The 22,211-nt window shown below is 70.7% G+C and carries 19 protein-coding genes; 2 read left to right on the top strand and 17 right to left on the bottom strand.

Translation table 11 applies throughout. The features are described 5' to 3' along the window. Positions 1-74 precede the first annotated feature (74 nt). A complete protein-coding gene (locus tag AB0J64_RS07130; protein WP_364021962.1) occupies positions 75-980 on the top strand; it encodes an ATP-binding cassette domain-containing protein in 906 nt (301 codons plus the stop codon). Here the strand turns inward: AB0J64_RS07130 and AB0J64_RS07125 are convergent. The 14 genes from AB0J64_RS07125 to lxmK all read right to left on the bottom strand — a co-directional run bounded on the left by AB0J64_RS07125 (position 977) and on the right by lxmK (position 18,198). Then, entirely contained in the window at positions 977-3,718 is a 2,742-nt protein-coding gene (locus AB0J64_RS07125; RefSeq protein ID WP_364021959.1) for a BTAD domain-containing putative transcriptional regulator, read from the bottom strand. The two genes, AB0J64_RS07130 and AB0J64_RS07125, sit on opposite strands and share 4 nt — an antisense overlap. Positions 3,719-3,795: 77 nt before the next feature. After that, complete coding sequence (locus AB0J64_RS07120; RefSeq protein WP_364021956.1) at positions 3,796-4,536, bottom strand: ABC transporter permease subunit; 741 nt, start codon at positions 4,534-4,536, stop codon at positions 3,796-3,798. After that, a complete protein-coding gene (locus tag AB0J64_RS07115) occupies positions 4,537-5,448 on the bottom strand; it encodes an ATP-binding cassette domain-containing protein (protein WP_364021953.1) in 912 nt (303 codons plus the stop codon). It abuts the gene before it with no gap. A gap of 48 nt (positions 5,449-5,496) precedes the next feature. Next, entirely contained in the window at positions 5,497-7,044 is a 1,548-nt protein-coding gene (locus tag AB0J64_RS07110) for a PH domain-containing protein (RefSeq protein ID WP_364021950.1), read from the bottom strand. Beyond that, positions 7,041-7,550 (bottom strand): PH domain-containing protein, encoded by a 510-nt coding sequence (locus tag AB0J64_RS07105; RefSeq protein WP_364021947.1) that lies wholly within the window; start codon positions 7,548-7,550, stop codon positions 7,041-7,043. The genes AB0J64_RS07110 and AB0J64_RS07105 overlap by 4 nt, the downstream gene beginning before the upstream one ends. Then, positions 7,547-10,108 carry an insulinase family protein gene (locus AB0J64_RS07100; protein WP_364021944.1) on the bottom strand — a complete coding sequence of 854 codons (2,562 nt, stop codon included), beginning with the start codon at positions 10,106-10,108 and terminating at the stop codon, positions 7,547-7,549. Before AB0J64_RS07100 ends, AB0J64_RS07105 begins: the two co-directional genes overlap by 4 nt. Further along, a complete protein-coding gene (locus tag AB0J64_RS07095; RefSeq protein ID WP_364021941.1) occupies positions 10,092-11,606 on the bottom strand; it encodes a flavoprotein in 1,515 nt (504 codons plus the stop codon). Before AB0J64_RS07095 ends, AB0J64_RS07100 begins: the two co-directional genes overlap by 17 nt. Further along, on the bottom strand, positions 11,603-12,538 hold the full coding sequence (locus AB0J64_RS07090) for an LLM class flavin-dependent oxidoreductase (protein WP_364021938.1): 936 nt from the start codon (positions 12,536-12,538) through the stop codon (positions 11,603-11,605). Before AB0J64_RS07090 ends, AB0J64_RS07095 begins: the two co-directional genes overlap by 4 nt. Before the next feature lie 39 nt (positions 12,539-12,577). Next, positions 12,578-14,422, bottom strand: a complete 1,845-nt coding sequence (locus tag AB0J64_RS07085) for an ABC transporter ATP-binding protein (RefSeq protein WP_364021935.1) — start codon at positions 14,420-14,422, stop codon at positions 12,578-12,580. A gap of 26 nt (positions 14,423-14,448) precedes the next feature. Then, a complete protein-coding gene (locus AB0J64_RS07080) occupies positions 14,449-15,456 on the bottom strand; it encodes a methyltransferase (RefSeq protein WP_364021932.1) in 1,008 nt (335 codons plus the stop codon). 88 nt (positions 15,457-15,544) lie between these two features. After that, entirely contained in the window at positions 15,545-15,766 is a 222-nt protein-coding gene (locus tag AB0J64_RS07075; protein ID WP_364021929.1) for an LxmA leader domain family RiPP, read from the bottom strand. Between the two features lie 56 nt (positions 15,767-15,822). Further along, complete coding sequence (locus AB0J64_RS07070) at positions 15,823-16,035, bottom strand: hypothetical protein (protein WP_364021926.1); 213 nt, start codon at positions 16,033-16,035, stop codon at positions 15,823-15,825. A 46-nt stretch (positions 16,036-16,081) separates the two neighbouring features. Beyond that, complete coding sequence (locus AB0J64_RS07065; protein ID WP_364021923.1) at positions 16,082-17,065, bottom strand: T3SS effector HopA1 family protein; 984 nt, start codon at positions 17,063-17,065, stop codon at positions 16,082-16,084. Beyond that, entirely contained in the window at positions 17,062-18,198 is a 1,137-nt protein-coding gene (lxmK, locus tag AB0J64_RS07060) for a class V lanthionine synthetase subunit LxmK (protein ID WP_364021920.1), read from the bottom strand. The genes AB0J64_RS07065 and lxmK overlap by 4 nt, the downstream gene beginning before the upstream one ends. Positions 18,199-18,461: 263 nt before the next feature. On the opposite strand from lxmK, the gene AB0J64_RS07055 reads away from it, so the two are divergent. Continuing rightward, on the top strand, positions 18,462-19,121 hold the full coding sequence (locus AB0J64_RS07055; protein ID WP_364021917.1) for a GPP34 family phosphoprotein: 660 nt from the start codon (positions 18,462-18,464) through the stop codon (positions 19,119-19,121). A gap of 155 nt (positions 19,122-19,276) precedes the next feature. Here the strand turns inward: AB0J64_RS07055 and AB0J64_RS07050 are convergent, their stop codons facing one another. From AB0J64_RS07050 to AB0J64_RS07040, 3 genes are all read right to left on the bottom strand, one after another. Then, complete coding sequence (locus AB0J64_RS07050; RefSeq protein WP_364021914.1) at positions 19,277-19,717, bottom strand: hypothetical protein; 441 nt, start codon at positions 19,715-19,717, stop codon at positions 19,277-19,279. A 423-nt stretch (positions 19,718-20,140) separates the two neighbouring features. Next, positions 20,141-20,989, bottom strand: a complete 849-nt coding sequence (locus AB0J64_RS07045; protein WP_364021911.1) for a DivIVA domain-containing protein — start codon at positions 20,987-20,989, stop codon at positions 20,141-20,143. Beyond that, positions 20,986-22,164 carry a globin domain-containing protein gene (locus tag AB0J64_RS07040; protein WP_364021908.1) on the bottom strand — a complete coding sequence of 393 codons (1,179 nt, stop codon included), beginning with the start codon at positions 22,162-22,164 and terminating at the stop codon, positions 20,986-20,988. Before AB0J64_RS07040 ends, AB0J64_RS07045 begins: the two co-directional genes overlap by 4 nt. Positions 22,165-22,211: the final 47 nt, after the last annotated feature.

The raw sequence follows: 22,211 nt of genomic DNA, 5'->3' as shown, positions 1-22,211 counted from the left end.
ATATTACGTCGGCATTCAGCAGACGGAATCAGCGGGCGGAGACCGGAGCAGGGGGTGCGCCGGGCATGAGGCCGATGCTGGAAGCGGAAGCGCTGACGAAGCGGTTCGGTCCCACTGTGGCGGTGAGCGACGCCGGCTTCGCCATCAGGCCGGGCGCCGTCACCGGCCTCCTGGGACCGGACGGCGCCGGCAAGTCGACGATCCTCCGCCTCTTCCTGGGGCTCGTACACCCGACATCGGGCTCCGCCCTTGTCGACGGCAAGCCGATCCACGAGTGGCCCGCTCCCAGCCGCAAGGTGGGCGCCGTCCTGGACGTCGACTCCTTCCATCCCTCCCGCCGGGCGATCGACAGCGTGCGGTGGGCGGCCCGGCTGGCCGGCGTGCCCTCCTCCCGCGCCCGGTCGCTCCTCGACCAGGTCGGGCTCGGCGAGGTTGCCACTCAGCGCACGAGGACGTTCTCGGCCGGCATGCGGCAGCGCCTGGCGCTGGCCGTCGCGCTCGTGGGCGACCCCGAGATCCTGCTGCTCGACGAGCCGATGAACGGGCTCGACCCCGCGGAGATCGTGTGGTTGAAGGACCTGCTGCGCCGGTTCCGCGACCAGGGCCGTACGGTGCTCGTCACCAGCCATCTGCTGGCCGAGCTGGAGGACCTGGTGGACGACCTGGTGGTGATCTCACGCGGCAGGATCATCGGGAGCGGGTCAGCCGCCGCGTTCGTCGACCGTTTCCAGCCTGAGACGATCAGCGTTCTCTCGGACCAGCCGCAGCCGCTGGGCGCCGCCGTGATCGAGGCCGGCGGTGAGGTCGTCGGGACCCAGGGTCAGCGCATGGAGATCAGTGGTCTGACCTCCATCCAGCTCGGCCGGATCGCCCGCGTCGCCGGGATAGCGCTCCTGGGGCTCACGGAGGAGCGCGGCCTGACGAGGGCGTTCTCGGGGGCGGCCGCCACCATGACCGAGTTCACCCGCGAGTTCGGCTAGCGGTCAAGCGCGCCGGTGGCCTCGCCGCTACCGTTGAGGAAGGCCCTGGCCCTGCGCGCCCTGAGGGCGGTCCGTTGCACGCCGGCGACCTTCGCGATCTCCTCCGCGGTGACCAGGTCGTCATAGGCGGCCCTCGGGTCTCCGAGCAGAATCCGCGTGGTGCCGAGATCGAGCAGGATCTCCGAGAGCACGACCCGGTCGCCGATGAACGCGGCGATCTCCAGGGCCTTGAGCAGCTCGGGGCAGGCCTCCTCCGGCGTTCCGGCCCTGGCGGCGTGCATGGCCAGCCCGCGCCGGATCTGGGCCTCGCTGCGCAGGCTGCCGCCCTCGCGGCTCAGGACGAGCGCCCTTTCCAGGCGGGCCTGGGACGTCTCCTCCTCCCCCGTGCTGTGCAGCACCATCGCCAGCCCGCCCAGCGCGTCGGCCTCGCCCACGGGGTCCCCGCTTCTGCGCAGCAGCTGGACGGCCTCCTCGTACGCCCGCCGTGCCTCGATCGGCATCTGGCGGATCCGGCAGAGGTCGGCCAGCAACCGCAGCGCCAGCCCACGGCCATGGTCGTCGTCCAGGCGCCGGAAGAGCCGTACGGCCACCTCCGCCCGGCGGGCCGCGCCCAGGTAGTCGCCGACCAGCAGCGAGCGGTGGCCGAGGGAGTAGAGCAGGGCCGCCTGGCCCCGGCTGTCCCCTGCCTCGCGCGCGCCGGCCAGGGCCAGCTCGTGGGACGCGAGCCACGCGTCCAGGCGGAAGCCCGCCTCGTAGCGGGCGAGCGGTGCGATGGCCAGCTCCCAGCACATCTCCGGGAACGGGACCGCCCGGCGTACGGCCGCCAGTATCCCGTCCAGGTTGGCGTCGAACCACGACGCTCCCTCGCCCGACCAGGCCACCGCGCCCTGAGGCCGGTAGCGCGGAGCCGTACCGCGTGGGATGGAGTTGCCGCGGCCGCGCATCGAGGCGTGAGCGTCGTCGGTCAGCGCGAGCCAGCCGCCGAGCGCGCGCCGTACGGCCGCGCGCAGATCCTCCTCCCGGTCCTCTTCGAGCGCGCGGCCGGCCCCGAAGCCCAGCAGCAGCTCGTGGCAGCGGAACCGCTCGCCGTCCCGCAGGGTGACCATGAAATGGCTCTCGGCCAGCTCTTCCAGCATGTTCTCCGCCGCGTCCGCGCGGACGTCCGCGAGCGCCGCGGTGGTCCAGGCGGTGACCTCCGCACTGCCGTAGAAGCCGATCCGGCGGATCAGGGAGCGCGGGCCGTCGGGGAGCACCTCGTAGCCCCGCGCCAGCGTCGGGACGACGCTCTGGCCGTCGTGCCGCAGTTCGCCGAGGATCCTCGTCGGATCGGCGAGGCGTTCGGCCAGCCGCGTGAGCGTCCAGTGCGGCCGGGTGGCGAGCCTGGCGGCCGCGATGCGCAGGGCCACCGGCAGCCGGGCGCAGAGGTCGATGATCCGGTCCGCCGCCTCCGGCTCCGCCGCCATCCGCTCGTCCCCCGCGCCCGTGGCCAGCAACGCCCTGGCGTCGGCCCGGTCCAGCGCGGACACGTGTACCCGGACGGCTCCGTGCAGCAGGGCCAGCGGCGAGCGGCTGGTCACGATGACGGCGCAGCCCGGCTGCCCGGGCAGGAGGGGATCGATGCCGCGCACGTCGCTGACATCGTCCAGCACGATCAGCACGCGGCGGCGGGCCAGCAGGCTCCGCAGCAGTCCGGCGCGCGTGCCGGTGCCCTCAGGGATCTCGTCGGCGGCGACCCCGAACGCGGTCAGGAACCCGGCCAGCACGTCGCCGGGTTTGCTCAGGTCATCGGCGTGGAGCTGGCCGTCGGGGTACCGGCCGGCCGCGCGGTGCGCGGCCTCCAGGCCCAGGGCGGTCTTCCCGGCCCCGCCGGGACCGGTGATCACCACCACGGGAGAGGCGCCATGATCCTCGATCGCGGCGGTGATGCGCCGCAGCTCGTCATTCCTGCCGATCAGCACGCCCGAACGCGCGGGCAGCTGCCGCGGCACAGGCGTCGAGGGACGCGCGGGTTCGAGGACGGAGTCCTGGCGCAGGATCCGCGTCCTGAGGTCCCGCAGCGCGGGGCCGGGATCGGTGCCGAGCTCCTCCCGGAGCCGCCGCTCCAGGTCGGTGAACGCCTGCAGGGCCTCGCTGCCTCGCTGCGACCGGTACAACGCGAGCATGAGCTGGCCGCAGAAGGCCTCCCGCAGCGGGTGCTGATCGGCGAGCAGCTGAAGCTCGGCGACCACCTCCCGGTGCCGGCCGAGCGCGAGATCGGCGTCCACGCGGGCCTCGATCGCGGCGAGCCTGCGCTCGTCCCACACCGCCGCCTCGGTGAGGAACGTCTCGCTGTCGAGGCCGGACAGGGCCGGGCCCCGCCACAGGGCCAGGGCCTCGCCCAGCGTACGGGCCGCACCGGCGTGATCCCGGCCGGCGGCCGCGGCGCGGGCCTGGTCGCACAGCCGCATGAAAACGAGGGCGTCGACGCTGTCCTCGGCGGCCTGGAGCCGGTAGACGTTGTCGTGCGCGTCGATGACGACGCCGCACTTCCTGAGCTCCCCGACCCCACGGTGGACCTGGTTGCGGGCGCTCTTCGTGGGCTCGTCGCCGTAGATGGCGTGGATGAGGCCCTCGACCGAGGCCGAGCGGGCAGGGCTCAGCAGCAGGTGTGCCAGCACTCCCCGTGACCGCCGGGTGGCGAGCCTGATCTCCTCGCCGTGCTGCCAGATCGCCGGTCGGCCCAGGATTCCGAAGCGCATCAGCGGCACAGTTCCCCTCTTCGTGCGCTCGCGCCGTACACGGTCCGGACATGCCAGACCGCTCCGGGCCTGTCGGTCTAGGAGATGTCCCGTCGCTCGGAGACGACGAAGGTCACGGCGATCACGATCGCCACGTACCCGGCGAAGATGCCCAGCCCCAGCACCGGCCCCGGCCCCTCCGGCAGGATGCCCGGCCCCGCGCCGACCATCATGAACGGCAGATACGGGTCGATGTTGTCCGGAAGGACGATCGCCAGGATCCCCTCGCCGGCGAACGCCCACACCAGCAGGATGGACAGGGCTCCGGCGGTGCTCCTCACCAGCACCCCGACCGCGACCCCGAGCGCGGTGACCAGAGGCACGCTCCCCAGGAACGCCAGGATGGTGCCGGCGCCGCCGTCGGACATCGGCGCGTAGGCCGTGCCGCTCGCGGTGATCAGTGAGGTGCCGTACGCGACCAGCAGGCCGACGATCGTGACGGCGAGAGCGATCGCGGCGAGCGTCACGATCTTGCCGGTGAGGACCTGCCTCCGCCAGGGAGCGATGGAGAGGGTGATCCGGAAGGTGCCGTTCCTGGCCTCGTTCGTCGCGGAGAGCACCCCGAGAATCATCATCGAGTACATCACGAACTGCATCGGCGAGGCGACGGCCTGAGAGCCGGGCGCGCCCTGGACGAGATGCCCGTTGGGGCCGATGTTGGAGCCCATCAGCAGCCCCACGGCCGCCACGCCCACGAGAGCGCACAGCAGCGTGATCCGGTTGCTCAGGAGCGTACGGAACTTGAGCAGTTCCGCGGCGCAGACGTTGGCGAAACCCACCTAGCCCACCTCACCCTTGATGCTCGATCTGTCCCGCGTAGCCTGCGCGAAGGCGTGGTGCAGGCTGCGCTCCTCCTTGAGCTCGTAGAGCGCCACCATGGTGTCCCGGGCGATCGTCCCGACCTGTCCCGCGCCCAGCCCGGTGACCTTGATGCCGTTGGCGCCGCTCGCCTGCACCCGGCCCCCGGCCCGCACCAGCGCGGGCGCCAGCACCTTCGGGTTCTCGCACTGCACGCTGACCTTCTTCACCTGGAAGCGCTGCATGAACGCCGGCGCCGACCCGCTGCCCACGATCCTGCTCTGCGCGATGACCACGAGATCGTCGACGAGATCCTCCATCTCCGCCAGGAGATGGCTGGAGACGAACACCGTGCGGCCCTGGTCGCGGAACTGCCGCAGGAGGTCCTTCATCCAGGCGATGCCGTCGGGATCCAGCCCGTTCATCGGCTCGTCCAGCACGACGATCTCCGGGTTGCCGATCAGCGCGATCGCCAGGGCCAGGCGCTGCCTCATCCCCAGCGAGAACCTGCCGACCCGCTGCGCGGCCACCTCGCTCAGCCCCACCCGGTCGAGCATCACCTCGCCCTGCTGGGGATCGACCCCGATCAACTTGGCGGCCCAGCGCAGGGTGTCGATCGCACGGCGGCTGGGGTGGGCACACTGCGTGTCGAGCGCCGCCCCGATCTTGCGAGCGGGGACCGGCCACTCGTTGATCGGTTTCCCGTCGATGAGCGCCTGCCCGCTGGTGGGCCGGTCAAGGCCGAGAAACATCCGCAAGGTGGTCGATTTTCCGGCGCCGTTGGGCCCCAGGAAGCCGGTTATGGCACCGGCGCGGACCGAGAAACTGACGTTGCTCACCGCCAGCACCGGCCCGTACCTTTTGGTCAGCCCTACTGCCTGCAGAACGGTCATTTATCTGATCCCCATGAGCTGAATGTTCATCCTGCCCCCCGTAATGCGCTATTCCGCTGTCGTCTCGATGAATTGCCCCAGCAATCCGGGAACCGCCTCGTCGGCCATCATCAGACCGTCGCCGTAGCCGACGTCCCGTACGACGTAGGTGCCCGTCGTCCCCGCCGCCGTCGTCGCCGCGATGGTGGCCAGTCCCGACCTTCGCTGGAGCGGCGAGCGGGTGACGGTCCAGCCGATGATCCCGGCGCGCTGCAGCGCCACGGTACGGCGCCGCAGGGCGCCTTCCCGGGTCACCAGGTAGGCCCCGTGGAGCGTGTGCCCGAGCGACCGGTACGCGTCCGTCGCGAGCACGACGGAGACGGGCACCGCCACCACGGCCACGACCGCTGTCGACCAGCCGACGGACCACCCCGCTACCGCGGCGAGCACCGCCGCCACGGCGACGGCTGCCCCGCTCGCCGCGCCCGCGCGGAACAGCCTGCGGCGCAGCGCGGCCCGGGGATGGGCACGCAGTCGCGCGGGCAGCAGCGGGCTCTCCGCCTCCCGCAGCACCGACGCCGCCGTCTCGTGCGCCAGCCGGCGGGGCGCGGGTGGCAGCAGCGCGCCTGAGCCACCTCGCGGACCGTCCAGGGTCTGGCGCAGCCCGCTCGCGATCGCCTTGAGCCGGGCCCCCTTGCCCCAGCGCAGCATGAAAGGCTCCAGCAGCTCGGCACCGCGCAGCCGCCGCTCCTCCAGCGTGAAGGAGCGCGTCGTGATGAGCCCCCGGCTCACGCGGAGTGTGCCGCTTCCCGGCTCGCGCTCGAGCCGGAACCTCCACCACGACTCGGCGAACAGCAGCATCGTGCCGATCACCCCGGCGACCAGCACCATGACGACGAACACGGCGAACAGCCAGCCGGGTATCGCGACCAGGAACTCGACGGCTCCGACCACCGCCCCGCCGATGTCCACGGGGATGCCCAGCCTCTCGGCCAGGTTGTACGCCTGGCTCAGCGGAGCGAGTCCGATCACGAACACGAGCGGGCTCAGCGGCGCGTACCGCACCCACCTCGGATCGAGACGGGCGATCTGCTCCGCTGCCGGCGCTTCCTGCACGTCCGCGGATGCGGGCTTCGCGGGCTGTGACCGGGGCAGGAGCTCCTCGCGGAGCACCGCCGCCTCGGTGACGGAGACGGCGTCGATCTTGAGCTGATGCCGCCGGTCCGTCCTGAGCGCCTGGCCGGTGCCCATCGTGACGATCGACAGGCCGAGGACCCGGTGGACCGGCCCCGACGTGACGTCCACGGTGCGGAGGCGGTCGCGGGGTATCGCGACGTGCCGGCGCCAGAACAGCCCGGAGTGGACCTCGACCTGCTCGACGGTCACCCGGTAGCGCGTGGTCCGCCAGCGGACCATCTCGCTGCAGGTGAGGTAGACGAAGAGCAGGGCGGAGACGATCTGCAGTTTGTGATCTTCCCAGTTCACGCTGCCCGAGCCCAGCGCGGTCAGGGCGAGGATGCCCAGCGACGGCAGGATCCAGCGCAGGTTGACCAGGCACATGCGGGGGTCGAGCCGGCGCCAGCCGACGGACCCGACCACCATGTCCTCCACGGTCACGTCGCATCTCCGGGTGTCGCCTGGGTCACTCGGTTGAGCCGGTCCACCAGGTCCCTGGCGAACTCCTCGTCCAGGCCGTCGATGGTCAGCGGGCCCATCGCCGACGCGGTGGTCACGGTCACCGCCGACAGCTTGAAGATCTGGTAGAAGGGGCCGCGCAGGGTGTCCACCGTCTGGATCCGCGACATCGGCGCCACGCGGAACTGCTGCCACAGCCAACCGGAGCTCGTGTAGACGGCGTCGCCGGTCACCTCCCAGCGGTGCACCCGGTAGCGCCACCGCGGCACCACGACCGCGTAGCAGGCGCCGGCCAGAGCCGTCAGGAACGCGAGGACCGCGAAAACGGTGCTCGCTCCGTCGACGAACGCCGACAGGCCCAGGAACACCAGTGCCACCAGCCCGTACGACACGGCGGACCGGGTGGTCCACATCGTGATCGCCCGGCGGTGCACGGTGTTCTGAGGCGGCCTCAGGCGTACCGCTCCGGCCTTCTGCGCCACGGTCACAATCCCTCCATCTCCATGACCTCCCGCTCGATCTCGTCCGCCAGCCAGTTCGCCTCGATGTCGCCGACGACCACGCTGGGCAGGGACATCCGCCCGTACGTGCTGACCGCCGCCTCCACGACCTCGTCGGTGGTGATCTGCCCGAGCCGGTCGTACAGCCGGATGAGCAGGCCGGCCCCTTGGCCGAACGAGAACCCGATGCGTACGAGATCAGCGATCTTCGAGGGCGAGTCCAGACCCCACAGCATCTCCAGGACGCAGTACTCTCTGGCCCGGTCGAGCTCGACGGGGTCCGGGGCCTTGGCCGTGAGCTCGGGCAGCCGGTCCAGGACCTCGGTGAAGACGTCCGGCACCTGCTCCTTCGGCCGCATCAGCTGGATGTAGGCCCGCGGGAAGCCGGTGAAGACGTCCCGGCCGAGGAACGCCTCGTAGCCGCTGGCCCCCAGGCCGGTGGTGCCGGGTGCGTCACGGATCGAACGGTTGCGGTGATAGCGGCCGAGCACTCCGGTGGCGAGATAGCGTGCCACCTCGTCGGGGCCGTCGGCAGGCTCCGGCGCGCTGAAGCTCACCAGGATGTTCGACAGGTCCTCCCTGGGGAGGAGCAGGACCCCGCCCTCGGCGGCGATGGCGGGCGTCTGCTGCGCCCGCCCCTGCCACCCCTCCAGAGCGCTCTCCAGGCGGGAGAGCGTCCATGCGGGGTCGGCGTTCCCCACGGCGACGAGCGATGCGCCCTCGGGCACGATCACCGTCCGGTGGACGTCGGCGAGGCCCGTCGGCTCCGACGGCGCGGGCCCGAGCAGGTGCGCGCGCAACGCGTCGTCGGCGATCCGTCCGGGCGTGCGGCCGCGGATCAGCGACCGGCCGATCGAAAGGGGCTCGGCCGCGAGGCCCGGCGTGAGGATCTCGGAAAGTACGGTGAGCCAGGCGTCCAGCCCGTCCGTCCCCGCGTACCCGGCGAAGTCGAGCCACTGGCCGTCCGTCCTGACGGTCAGCTCGCCGCCCGCGCCGCAGGCGTGCAGGCCCACGCGGGCGCGCCGGCCGAGCACGTGCGCCAGGAGCTCCAGGTGGTCCGGACGCCGCCAGCCCGCGGGACCGGCGGGCACGCGGAGGCGGAGCTCCACCACGGGCGCGCTGCCCGCGCGGATGGCGACGGCACGCAGGCCGTTGCCGAACGTGGCCTCCGCGTGCTCGCCCAGCACGGGGCGGGACTGGTCCTCCCGCGGCGGCACGGTCCTCGGCCCGGTCACCGGCTCCGGGATCCTGACGGTCTGGGCGGGCTCGCGTTCGGCGCGCTCGCTGTGCTGCGGCTTCGGCCGCGTCCGCCTGCGGCCCGGCTCGATCGTCATGACCGCGCAGGCTGCGCCGTGCAGGCGCGTCGCCGCCTGGGCGACCTGCGCCGTGGTCACCTCGCCGAGCAGCCCCGGCAGCTCGTCGAGCAGTTCGGCCCGGTCGAAGAGGGTCTCGAGGCGGCCGAGCGCGCGGCATCGCGTCTCGAGGTCGTCGTGGTCGCGGTGGTGCTCGGACACCAGCTCGTTGACGGCCGCGGACACCTCACCGGAGATGTCGCTCTTGGCCCACATGCCCCATTGCGCGCGTACGGCTTCGACCATCTGCGCGGCTGGGGTGGCCGGCGGCACGAGGGCGGTCAGGAGCAGCGTGTCAGGGGCGCGGGCGTCGAGCGGGCCGAAGAACCCGCAGCTCGTGCTGACCGCGGACACCCCGTCCGGAGTGATCTGCCGGGCCATCATGCGGGCCAGGACCGTGTGGGCCAGGTAGCCCCGCAGGTCGGAGGCCGGATCGGGCAGCCACTGCCCGATCGTGATCGCGGTGGCGGGTACTCCTGGCTCGGTGAACGAGGCGGTCTGGTCCATGAAGAACCCGGGCTCGGACAGGTCGGGCTGCGGGGCGGCCTCCCGCGCGGGGATGTCGCCGAAGTGGCGTTCCACGCGCGCCACCACGTCGTCGGGATCGACGTCGCCGGCCACCGTGAGCACCGCGTTGCCCGGCGTGTAGTAGCGGGCGAAGAATTCGGCGCAGTCCTCCAGGGTCGCCTTCTTCAGCTGCTCGGGGTCCCCGTAGCCGTCATGCGCGTTGGCGAACGACGTGTAGAGCAGGCCGGCCATGTGCGGCCACGGCATGCCGCCGTAGGGCCGTTCGACGATCATCTCGCGGATCTCGGCGGCGACGCCGGCCAGCTGCTCGTCGAGCGCCTTCTGCGTGAAGCTCGGGGCGCGCATCCGGTCGGCCTCGCTGAACAGCGCCTGGTCGAGCGCCAGGCGCGGCACCACCTGGTAGAACTCCGTGTAGTCCTGGTGCGTGCGCCCGCTCGCCACTCCCGCGGTGTCACTCACGTGGTTGAAGAACGCGCCGTCCGGCAGGCTCTGGCTGCCGAGGAACATCAGGTGCTCAAACAGGTGGGCGAAGCCCTCCATGCCAGGAGGCTCGACGCGGAAACCCACGCGGTAGTGGACCGCGATGGCCACCCGCGGGGTGCCCGCGACCGGCGCCACCAGCAGTTTCAGCCCGTTCGCCAGCGTCCGCCTATGAATTCCGGGCATGCGGCGATCCTCCATCGATATTGACAAGAAAATCAAGGAATCCCGCGTACGTGGTCAACAGAGAGGCATCAAGCCCGACGTAAGCGGATATATCGTGCAGATGTAGTGCGATTCTCATGGCCACGAGCCTGTTCGTCTCCCCGCCCAGGTCCCGGCCGTACCCCTCGAAAAGCGCGTCCAGCAGGCGCTGCCAGTCCTGCGGGTCCCCGTCGTTCAGCCAGCGCATCTCCACCAGTTCCCCGGCGACCCAGGCGAGGTCGTGGTACCAGGGCGCGACGCACAGGTCCTCGCCGATCAGCAGCTCGCCGGTGTCCCTGTCGGCGTCCACCGCGAGCGAGCCGAGGCCGGGCGCGCCGTGGGAGAGCACGACGTCGGGGTCCGCATCCTGCTCGGCGCACCAGCTGCGGAGCCTGTCCCAGGATTTCGCCCCGAGCCGGTCGGCCAGCGCGGCGCCGGCCGCCGCCGCCGTCGCGCTGGGCGAGCGGCCTGCCAGCCACTCCTCCAGCCTGCGCATCGCGCGGGGCGGGCCGGAGACGTCGCCGGGGGCGACGGCGTGCAGCTCGCGCAGTGCCCGGCCGAGGCCGCGCATCAGCCGTTCGAGCTGCTCTCCCGGGCCCTCTCGCAGCAGGATCCGCGCCGCGGACTCCGCACCGGCGACGCGGTAGACGCGGGACTCGCCGTGGACAGGGAACTCGCCGTGAGGGCGGGACCCGCCGTCCTCCTCCCCCGGGGCCAGCCGTACGTCCGCGCTGTCCAGCAGCCCGGCGAGCTTGCCGTTCAGTGCAGAGTCGACGGGCGCGAACCCGGTCCGCGAGAACCGCCCCGGCCTGCGGCGCCAGACGTGCCCTCCGGCGGCGTCGGGCGTCACCTCCATCATGAGGTGGCCGGTGCCGTCCTCCGCGGGGTCGTCCCGGCGGAGGTGGCGCTCCCATCGCGCGTCGACCGCCTCGATCGCCTGCGCCAGCGTCGACAGCCACGAGTCCGCCCGCCCGGTCGCGGTGCTGATCCCCGGACGCGGGGGGACGAGCACCACGTTCGGGCGGGCGCTGAGGGCGCTCCAGTGCGACTGGTACGCGGCGCTCTCCACCCCTCCCGGCGGCAGGGCCGGCGCCAGGGCGACGAGCGCGCGCGTGCACTGGGCGGCCAGCAACGCCGGGGTGTCGGCGAGGCCGAGGGCCAGGCGGCCCATGAAGTGGAGGGTCATCGGGTAGACGACGACCGCCTCCGCCCACTCGGCCCAGTCGACGTGGCGGGCCCGCGCATCGTCGTCCGGCCACTCGTCCGCCATGACCTCGTCCGCCTCGGGCGCCAGGGCCGCACGCGTGACGAACTTCTCCGCGCTCCGCGTCAGGACCACCCTGATGCTCAGGCCCGGACGGGACTCGCGCAGCAGGGTCAGCGCGAACGGCAGGTTGCGCGCCGCCAGGGAGCCCGTGACGACGAGCAGCAGGCGGGAGAGGCCGGCGCCCGGACGCGGCGAGGTGGACGGCGTGCTCATGGCGTGGCCTGTCCCAGGATGGTCTCGGCCTCCGCCAGCGCCGTCTGCGGCCCGTAGGAACCGGCCACTCCGGTCAGGTTGATCACCACTTCGTCCACGCCCGCGGCGTGGAACTCGCCTATCTGCTCCCCGAGCTCCTCCAGGTCCCCGCTCAGGAACGCCCCGCCCGCGATCAGCCGCTTCACGGTCTCGACCGGCTGCTGCGGGTCGATCTCGATGCCGGACCTGCCCAGCATGTCGACGTAGTGCGGCAGCATGAGGTGCCCGGCGTTGGACTGCAGGACGATGCGGGTCGGGTCGCGGTCGGGCTGGGCCACGTACATCGGCACCATCGCCACCAGCCGGGGCACGGGACGCCCCGCGTCCTTCGCGCCCTCCTCCATCGCGGGGACGATCACCTCACGCAGATAGGACGCGGGCGTGAGCCAGGTGATCGCCACATCGGCGATCTCACCGGCCAGGCGGGCCATCCCCGGCCTCAGCACGCCGACTCCGATCTCCACCGGCGGGGTCGGCAGGGGCGGTAGCAGGTCGTGGGCGGTGAAGTGCTCTCCGTCCAGGTCCACCCCCTCGCCCTCCAGGAGGCCACGCATCGCGGTGACGTACTCCCTGACCGCCTTCAGCTGGCTGCCGTACGCGCCGCCGGCGATGTTGCGCTGGAAGTCGATGCCGCCCGGGCCGATCCCGGCCACGAACGGGTGGCCGGAGGCCACGGCCACGGAACGGGCGTGCACGGCCGCGTCGTGCGGGTGCCGGAGCGGCATGAGCGAGACGCCCACACCCATCGGGACCCGGAATCCGGCGCCCGCGGCGAAGACGAAGCTGTGGTGCGGGTCGAGCGACAGGGCCTGGCCCTGCCACAGGCGGAGCGCGCCCGTCCACTGCACGAGGGCGGCGAAAGAGAGAACCTGCTCGTGCCGCGTGGGCATCATCGGCAACAAGACAGACAGGCTGGGCATCATCACTCCTGTTCAGGCAAGCCGTACGGAATCCGCGGGGCGCAGCATCTGGCCGTGCACGAGCTCGGCGTACGGCTCGCTCTCGCTCATCAGCCGCTCGTGCGTCCCCTGCGCCAGCACCTTCCCCCGGTCCAGGAGGATGACGTGGCGAGCGTGCTGCACGGTGGACAGCCGGTGGGCGACGACCAGGACGGCCCTGTCCTCGGCGAGGCGGTCGACGACGTCCCTGAGCCGGCTCTCGTTGAGGCTGTCGAGCTGTGACGACGGCTCGTCGAGCAGCACCAGCCGGGCGTCGCTGAGCAGCGCGGCGGCCAGGGCCAGACGCTGCCGCTGCCCGCCGGACAGGTCGCTCTCGCCGCCGATGGGCGTGTCCAACCCCTGGGGCAGGGCGGAGATCTCCTCGCGCAGGCCGACCTGCTCCAGCGCGTCGAGCAGCACCTCGTCCGGCACGCTCTCGTCGAGCCCGAGCAGGAGGTTGTTGCGTATCGTGTCGCGCAGCAGCGTGAAGGACTGGTCGACGTACGCGATCCGGCCGCGCAGCTCGGACAGCGGCCAGTCGGAGAGCTCGCGCCCGAAGACGGAGATCTTCCCGGAGTCGAGCTCCATGAAGCGCTCGATCAGGCCGAGCACGGTGGTCTTGCCGGCCCCCGACCTGCCGACCATCGCGGTCAGGCCGCTGGGCGGCACCGTGAAGCCGACGTCCTCGAGCACCGGCTGGCCCGGCTCGTAGGCGAAGCCGACCCGGTTCAGCACGACCGCGGGGACCCCGGGCTCCACGGCCACCGGCTCGCCGCCCTCCGTGCGGTCGTCCACCTGCTCGTACGGGAGCGAGAAGACGGATTCGAAACGCTGCTTGGCCACGAGACCCGCCTGGATGGCGCCGGTCGCCTGGATGGCCATGATCAGTGGAGCGGCCAGCTGCAGCAGCAGGAGCAGGAACGAGACGAGGTTCGGCAGGGTGATCTCACCGGCGACGTAGCGGACGCCGCCACCCATGATCACGATGACCAGGGCGACCTGCTGGGCCAGCGTCATCACCGGCACGACCATGGCCTCGAGCCGCGCGGCGGCGATCTCGAGCGCGCTCAGGTTCTCCGCCCGCTCGGAGAAGCTCCGCAGGAGCCTGCTCTCCGCACGGTGGGCCTTGACGACGGTGAGCGCCTCCAGGGTCGCGACGAAGTCGTCGGACAGCTTGCCGACCCCCGTCTGCAGCGCCTCGAACTTCGCGCGGATCGCCTTGATCACGAAGGTGACCCCGATGATCGCGATCAGGAACGATCCGACCGTCATCAGCAGCAGGACCCAGTCCAGGAAGCCCATGATGACGAGCGTCGCGACCACTTGCAGCGCGGCCATGGGCAGCTGCAGGGGCCCGACCTCCGTCAGACCGCGCACCTGGGAGGAGTCCGAGGTGAGCCGGGCGGCCAGGTCCCCCGTCCCCTCGCGCCTGGCGATCTTCAGCGGCAGCCCCAGCGCGTGCTTCATGGTGCGCACGCGGAGCTTGGTGACGAGCTGGATGCCGAGCTTGGACAGCAGGTAACCGGACATGGTCCCGGTGGCGGCGGCGGCCAGTCCCGCGGCGACCATCCAGAGCGCGGTGGAGGTCACCGCGCCGCCGCCCTTCTCGAGCTCGGCGACGAAGGCCCCTCCGATCAGCGGCAGGGCGAGCGTGGTGACGGTCGACAGCAGGGCGAGCGCCACGATCGTGGCCACCTGGTTCGCCTTGCCGGCCGTCATCTCGCGCGAGAGCGCGAGCTTCTCCGTCGGGTGCTGCGCTTCCTGTGGGGGCGGTTGCTCTTCCGCGACATGTATGGGCGGTGGCTCTGCCACGATCTGCGTGGCCGGTCGCTCTTCCACTTCTCACCTGTCCAAGAGAGTGCCTGTCAATGAGCGCGGAACTCCAGGAGCGTCCGCCTTCTCGTCGTCGGGCCCTCCCACGAGAGCTCGAGGCCCGCCGCCGACCCGAGCCGCTTGAGCTGCTTGAGCGTGCGCACGGGCACCGGCACGGTGCCGGTCAGGAGAAGGTTCATCCGGGCGGCGTCCGCGTCGTCGTCGTCATAGATGAGGTTCATGTCGGCCACGAGTACGCGGCCCTCTGCTCCCGCTGCCTCCCCGCAGCGGCGCAGGATCTTGATGGCGTCGTCGTCCGGCCAGTCGCACAGGATCGCCGACAGAAGATAGACGTCGAATCCCGGGGGGATCGGATCGAGGAAGCTGCCCTCGACCGTCTCGCACCGGTCGCCCAGGCCGCACTGCTCGATGCGCTGCGCCGCGGCCTTCGCCATCCCAGGCAGGTCGAGCACGGCGCCGTGCAGGTGGGAGTGGGCGCGAGCGAGCTCGATGAGCACCGTCCCGTTGCCGCCCCCGACATCCAGCACCCGGCGCACGCCCGACCAGTCGTAGCAGTGCACGATCAGGTGGCCGTCCCCGGCCAGCTCTTTCGCGACCTCCTCCGCCAGCACGTTGGCGTCGTCGGGGACGTCGCTCACGTCGTGCCAGAAGTCCCGGCCGAAGGCCGCCTTGTACCCCGCCTCGCCTGTGCGGACCGTGTGCAGCAGCCCCACCAGGCCCAGCTCGGCCAGGCCCAGCAGCCCGTCCATGCTCAGCCGCCGTCGCACGCTGCCCGGCGCGTCCTCCAGGAGCGGGGCGCCGAGATCGGTCACCTCGTAACCGCGCTCCTCGCTCCACCGGAAGATCCCGCGGGAGACGAGGTAACGCAGCAGCTTCTTCAGTGTCGCGGGATGGGCGCCCACCTTCTTGGCGAGGCCCGCCCCTGTCGTCACCCCCGCGGCCATGTGGTCGGCCAGGCGGAGCGTGGCCGCCACCCGGATGGCGAACGGCTCGAGCAGGTCCGCCATCGCGACCAGGTCATCGGCGTTCGAATCCAGCATGTGTTTCCCCGATACGTCAGGAAAAGGGCCGGACGGGTGTGGGCAGGCGCCCTGCATATATCGCCTGCCCACCCGTTCATCCGGTTTTTCAGCAGCCGAAGATGAAGGTTCGGTCCCACGCCTTGCGCGCGATCCCGCTGAACGCGTAACTCGTGGCGAAGCCGCCGAGTATGAGAATCGTCACGGGCGTTGCGGCGGGGGCCTCGGATTCGGCCGGCAAGCTGAACTCCGCAGCATCGGCATATGCGTCATAGCCCGCCGTGAGCTCCATGATCGCTGCCGTCTTCGACGGCCGCACGACGTCCTGCATTTCTACCCTCCCTTCGTTTCATCGCGAGGAAAGAACGGTCTGGTCCCGTCGCGGTCCTAGCGGTTCAGGAACCAGCCGGAAACGGCGCCGGAAGCGGCCGAGGCCCAGATCGCGCACTTGACCGAACTGATGCGCACGCCGTAGCTGACGGCCCAGATCGTGAACCAGAGCTCGGGGGCGTCGGAAATCGCGGAGACCTGCAACTCGTTCGGCTGGGCGTACGAGTCGTATCCCGCGACCAACTCCATGATGGCGGTGCTCTTCGTCATGCTGTACACCTCCTCTCCAGGTGCTTATCCGATATCGCAGGGCCGTTCAGCGGCCCTCCGTCATCGCCTGAGGCGACGTCTGGTTCCGTGCGAGGTCGCACGGGTCGATGTTGGCTTCGGCGAGCCGGGCGGCGACCACCGCGGAGACCGGCGCCTTGCCGGCGGCAGCCTCCACGAGCGCCTGCCCGAGCACACCTGCGCGGTGCTGGCCGAAGCTCATCCCTTTCATGACCGGCCTGCGGTCGTCGGGCTCCCACGCGGTCGCCACTCCGGGACCCAGGGCGTTCGCGAACGCGGACGTCTCCGTCCCCACGCCCGGCAGGTCCTCGACGAGGGTGGCGAGATCGGCGGCGAGCCCGCGGGAGCGGGCGCCGAGATAGACCACCAGGCCGTCGCGCCGCGGGTAGAGCAGCGGGGAGGAGAGCACCTTGGCGCGGTACTCCGCCTTCCGCTCCTCCAGGTAGGACAGGACCACGTACCACACGGCCGGGGCCTGCTCCGGGTCCGCCAGATGGAGGTACACGCGCAGGAGGTCGCCCCGCATGTCGCTCGGCGCCGAGCCGTACACGAAGAAGAAGCCCGGTGAGAGCGCCGGCCGCAGGGGTGACAGCGTGACGTCCACCCGCCGGCCCGGCGCGAGCGGCGGCCCGTTCAGGATCCTGCCGCGTGGCATCCAGACCCGCGTCCCGCCGCACACGACGAGGACCTGCGTGTCCTCCCCCGCGTCGGCGGCGACCGCCTCGGCGATCACGCCCTCCGACACCGTCGTCGCGTGGGGTACATGCTCCGCGAGAGCCTTCTCGAACGCCCTGTCCCGCAGGTGGAACGGCAGCGCCTGGCCCTCTTCCGACCGCCGTCCGGTGTGGAAGACCTCGTAGAGTGTCTGGGAGAGTTTCACCGTCAGTTCGCCTGCGCTGTCGGCCTCGACCGTGACTCCGGCCACGTCCGCGCGGAGCCCGTCGATGTCGACGGTCACCGCGTCCAGCACCGGGGCGATCTCTCCCGGCACCGCCAGGTCAGCGACGCTCATTCGTCCTCCAAACCAAGGGCGATCGTGAATCGGGCGGGCGCGAGCAGCGCGGTGCGGCCGATGCCGGCGGCGGCGCGCTGGATGCCGGAGAGCTTGGCCGAGCGCGCCCCCGAGGCCAGCAGGCGGTCGATCATGTGCCAGCCGGCGAACGCCGTGGCCCGCACGGCGAACTCGTCGTCGAGCCCCGTCCTCACGGCCCGATAGCCCTGCCAGAAGCTGTGGATGCGCGGCCTGAGCCGCTCGATCTTCTCCGCGCCACGCTGGAGGACCATCTCGTGCGTGAACTCGGCCGCCTCGAAGACGACCTCGTCGCCGCGCGCGCTGACGATGTCCAGGATGGAGCGGAAGAGCCATTCGCCGGCGAAGGCGCCGACGTCGCGGGCGGGATCCCCTAGGCGGAAGTCCTCCCAGTCGGTGATCTGGAACCCGCCGTCATCCGGCAGCAGGATCTGGTCGACCCGGAAGTCGCCGTGGACCGGGACCTTGGGCGCCTGGCTCTCCCTCTCGCACAGCGTGATGATGCCGCGCATGAGCTCGGGGTCGCCGTGCAGGATGCTCCAGCTCTCCAGCTCGCCGTAGCTCAGGTTGTGCCAGAGCTCGAGCGGCAGCCCGCGCAGGAGGTCCAGGTCCGGCAGCGGGAAGGAGCCGTCGTCCAGCCCCTCACCGGCCTCCGGTACCGCGTTGTGCAGGTGGCCTATCGCCTCGCCCACCTGCCTGGCGAGCTCGTCGCCGAACGACTCCTCGATCATGGACTCGGCGCCGTTCCTGGCCTCGTCCATGAAGTCGAAGGCCACGAGCCCGGCGTCCTCGTCGGCGCCCAGGAAGCCGGGCGTCCGGACCTGGTCCGCGAGGAGCGGCCGATTCGCCTTGAATCGCTCAAAGGCGAGGATGCGCCGCAGCCGCGGTGCCGCGTCGTCGCCTCCGATGAGACGTTTGACGAAGACCTTCCTGCCGCTGTCGGTCCTGCCCGCCCACACTTCATTGCGGCCGATGGGCGCCACCAGCGTCTCCCGATCGAACCGGCCGTGGCCGAGCCGGTCGAGAAACACCTCGACGTCGGGCACCCGGTCCAGATCGATCGGTGCCATCCAGCCCTTGGCTGTGTATTTCTCCCCGTCTTTCAGCGCCGTCATCGTTTCCCCGTCTTCAGCGACCGTGGCTCTGATGGAAGAAAAGCTAACAATCGCCACTTCCTCCCGGCTTCCTCGAAGCGTCCCCCTGTTGAAACCGCAGGTGAAGCCGGATTTTTGGCGTCGTACGACATGTGCTTTCAGCGGCGGCCGGCGGTAAGGTACGCTCGCCTCGGCACGCGACAGACGCCACATGACAGATGTCACAACACCCCGATGACATCAATGTCTACGCGGAAAAGCCGTGCTGGAGAGACACTCGCGATATGTCCACAGAACAGCTCACGTTCCCGGAAGAGCTCATCCTGCTCGCTCATCGGGAGAGCGACGGCAAGCAGTTGATCCCCAACAATGTGCTGAACATCAGCCTCACCGCCGCCGAGCTGGCCGAGCTGGCCGAGCTCGGGAGAGTGGAGTTGAGGGGCGCCGATCTGGCCGTGGTGGACAGCCAGCCGACCGGTGACGCGCAGCTGGACGCCGTGCTCTCCCAGATGGCCAAGGTGGGCAAGGCGCTGCCGCCCAGCAAATGGCTGATCAGGATCAACCCGGTGCGCAAGGGCCGGCATTACCTGCAGCGCCTCATGGAGCGCGGCGCGTTCAAGGCTGACAAGTCCCGGGTCCTGGGGCTCTTCCCGGTCGAACGGTACGAGTACGACGACACCAGGCTGGTGCGCGAGATCACGGCGCGGCTCGGCCAGGTGGTGCGCGGCCAGAAGCCGGACGCCCGCACCCTCACGCTGCTCGCCCTGACCCACCACAGCGGCGTGCTCAAGCAGCTGATCGCCATCGACGACGAGAAGCGGATCGACGAGCTCGTCCGGGACGACTGGGCGGGGCAGGCCGTCAAGACCTACGTCGACAAGACGACGACGAAGCCCGATACCACCGGTGCCGGCGTGACGCTACTGGACGCGGGCGGGTCATAGTATCTCTGGAGTACGGCCGACGCCGGGTTCCTGCATAGCCCGGCGCCGGCCGTACTCGTGTGTGCGAGATCTGTGTGGCACGCGGACATGACTGAGGCCTCTCCACCACCGGGACGGCGGCGGAGAGGCTCAGCGAAGCCCCGGCCCGCGGGCGGTCAGTTGACGAAGTACTGCTTGGCGCCCTCGGTCATCAGCAGGCTGACGAGCAGCGCGGACAGTACCAGGGAGATCCCGTTGGACACGTAGTCCGTGGTCAGGACGGCGGTGACGATGCCGAGTACCGCGGAGACGACGAAGAGCCCGATGATGCCGGTGCGTGTGGCGGCCTGCCGGCGCGGGATCCTGATCACCAGAATCAGCTGCGCCACGACCAGGACGGCCGAGATCAGCAGCAGAATCCACATCACCCCCATCGAGGGCAGCGCCGAAGACGCGGCGGCGATCTCGGGGTCGCTCGAAAGGGCGTTGACGGCGGCCAGGCTCAGCGCTCCGACCGCCAGCAGGATGACGCCGAGCACCACGCTGATCCACATGAACACCTGGACGGCCCGGACAGTTCCCGGCATCCCCGGGATCAACTCGTTGTTGTGAGCCATTAACCTTTCCTTTCTGAAAGGGACGAAAGCCTGAGAGAGCCGCCGAGTCGCTCTCCGGAGGCGAAAAGCCTCAGCACAATTGCGAAGCAGCCGGGGCCACGAATTCTGCACTCGCTCGCATCGGCCGCTTTCACCAGAATTCGGCAACAGCGTCTACTTGAAGGACCGTAACAATCCCGCGCTTCCTCGCCGCTTCCCCGCGATATGACATTTGTCCACAACGACGGGTGACTTCGGCATCAATCCCGCGCACGGGCCCCGCTTGACGGCACTGCCCTGCGATGTGGTCTGGGCCACGACCCGGATGGATGACGCGAACGCATGCATCGCACCGCGGCTCGGCCTGCCACCGTTGCCCTTCGTGACCTGGCCGGAGCCATCCGGCATCGACGAACAGGACGAGCGCGACGGGATGCAACGGCGTCAGGCCGAGCCGCCGATCCCTTCCGCGGTCTCCCACTCGTCGAGGTTCATCAGCATCAGCTCGAAGTGGTCGCGCAGCTTGCCGCGATACGTCTGGTTGGCCGCGCGCAAGCGCGCGATCTCCCGCCCCACCGACTCCTCACCGACGACGCCCTGCTCATCGGCCGCCTTGGCCAGCATCGTGCCCCGCTTGAGCAGGGCGTCCTCGATCAGCTCCCTGCTGTACCGCTGCGCGTCCTGGATGTACTGGTCGGCGGTCTGCTGGGCCTGCGAGAGCAGGCTCGCGGCGTAGACGTGCGCCTCCTGGACGCGGCTCGCCACCGAGCGCGACGCGGCCTGCTCGGCCGCGTCGACGCGGGCCAGCCCGGTCTCCTTGACCTTGGCCTGCGGCTGCTCTCTGGGAGGCTCGAGAGGCTCCGGCCGATGCGGCGCCTGCTGCTGCATCGCGTTGTCGCGCAGCAGCTTCACCTCGGCCTCCAGCGCCTTCTTCTCCTGCGTCAGCCGTACCAGCTCGGTTTCCACCCGGTCGAGGAGGTTGTTGACCTGGTGCTCGTCCAGGCCGCGCTTGCCCAGCGCGGCGCGGCGGAACACCACCGCGCGCAGCGCCGCCGGGGTCAGCCGCTCAGCGGAGACCTCGTTGCCCGGCGCCTGGGGCTCGTCCCACTGCGGCTCCTCCCAGGCCTCCTCCTGCCAGCCGTTGCTGTCACCGCTCCAGCCGGAGTTGTCATCGTTCCAGCCCGTGCTGCCGTCGCCGGCGTCGGTCCACGGCTGCAGCTCCTGCACGGCGTGGTGCCCGTTGCCGTTGATCGACCGGTCGGGCGGCGGGAACGGCTCCATCGAATCATTCATGTGGCGAACCTCCTGGAAGGCGTAACGGCGCTCGCGAATCTCTCCAAGCGGATGCGGCTGTCGCTGAAGCCGTTCGCCCGCAGCATGTCAACCGTGCTGTCGACCATGGCCGGCGGACCGCACACGTAGGCGTCGTAGCCCTCCCACCGCCCGTAGCGGCTGACGGCTTCGGCCACCGTGCCCGTCGTGGCCACGCTCTGGTCCTCCAGCTCCGACAGCGCCGCGCGTACGGTGAGCCAGGGGAACTTCTCCTCCCACCCACGCAGCACGTCGAGGTCGTACAGCCCGGCGGGCTCGCGCGCACCGACGAACACCGACACCCACGGCGGCACCGGCAGCCTGGTCACGTGCTCGAGAATGGCTTTGACGGGGGCGAACCCGGTGCCGCCCGCGATGAGCAGGATGTTGCGCCCCGTGTTCGGGTTGAGCGTCAAGGTGCCGACGGGTGCGCCCAGCTTGACGACCTCGCCTTCGCGCACGTCGCGGACCAGCGTACGACCCACCGCGCCGTCCGCTTTGACGTGCAGCTCGATCGTGTTGTCACGGCGCGGCAGGTTGGCCATCGAGTAGTAGCGCCACATGTTGGGCCACTGTTTGACCTCCACGGGCGCCGACTGCCCCGGGACGTACTTGAAGGGCCGGTCCACCAGCAGCCGCAGCACCGCCACATCCACGTTTCTCCGCTCGTGGCTGATCACCTCGGCCGTCCAGTACGCGGGCCGGAGGCTGGCGTCCTGCCGCGCCCCTTCCGCCAGCGTCCGGGTCAGCAGAGACAGGAAGTCCCGCCATTCCTCCTCGACCGCCTCGTTCCACACGTTCCCCGAGAAGCGCTGCATGGTGTGCACCAGGCTGGCGCTCCACTGCTCGTAGTGCTCGCTCTGGATGCCGGACTTCCGGTGGCTACGGGCGAGCTGGTGCAGGTACGGCGTGATCTCCGACAGGTTCTGCGCATGCTCCACGGCGTACGACAGCGCCGTCATCAACCGATCGCGCTGACGGCGCATCTGGACCGGGAACAGCTCACGCAGCGCGGGAGCGCGGAGGAACAGGTCGGAGAACAGGTAGAGCGGCACGTTGTCGCCGTATTTGGCGACGAGCTCAAAATTGGCTTTCACCTGGGTGAACGCGGGGGCGCTCGCACCATGGGGCGACAGCTCGACGCTCGTGCCCGGCATGTGGCCTCCAGCCTTCTGTCAACGCTCCGACTTCCCATCAGTCTCGC

Origin of the sequence: Nonomuraea sp. NPDC049695 (genome assembly GCF_040674955.1) — a bacterium.
Classification (GTDB): domain Bacteria; phylum Actinomycetota; class Actinomycetes; order Streptosporangiales; family Streptosporangiaceae; genus Nonomuraea; species Nonomuraea helvata.
This window is presented reverse-complemented; position numbering and strand designations above follow the sequence as displayed.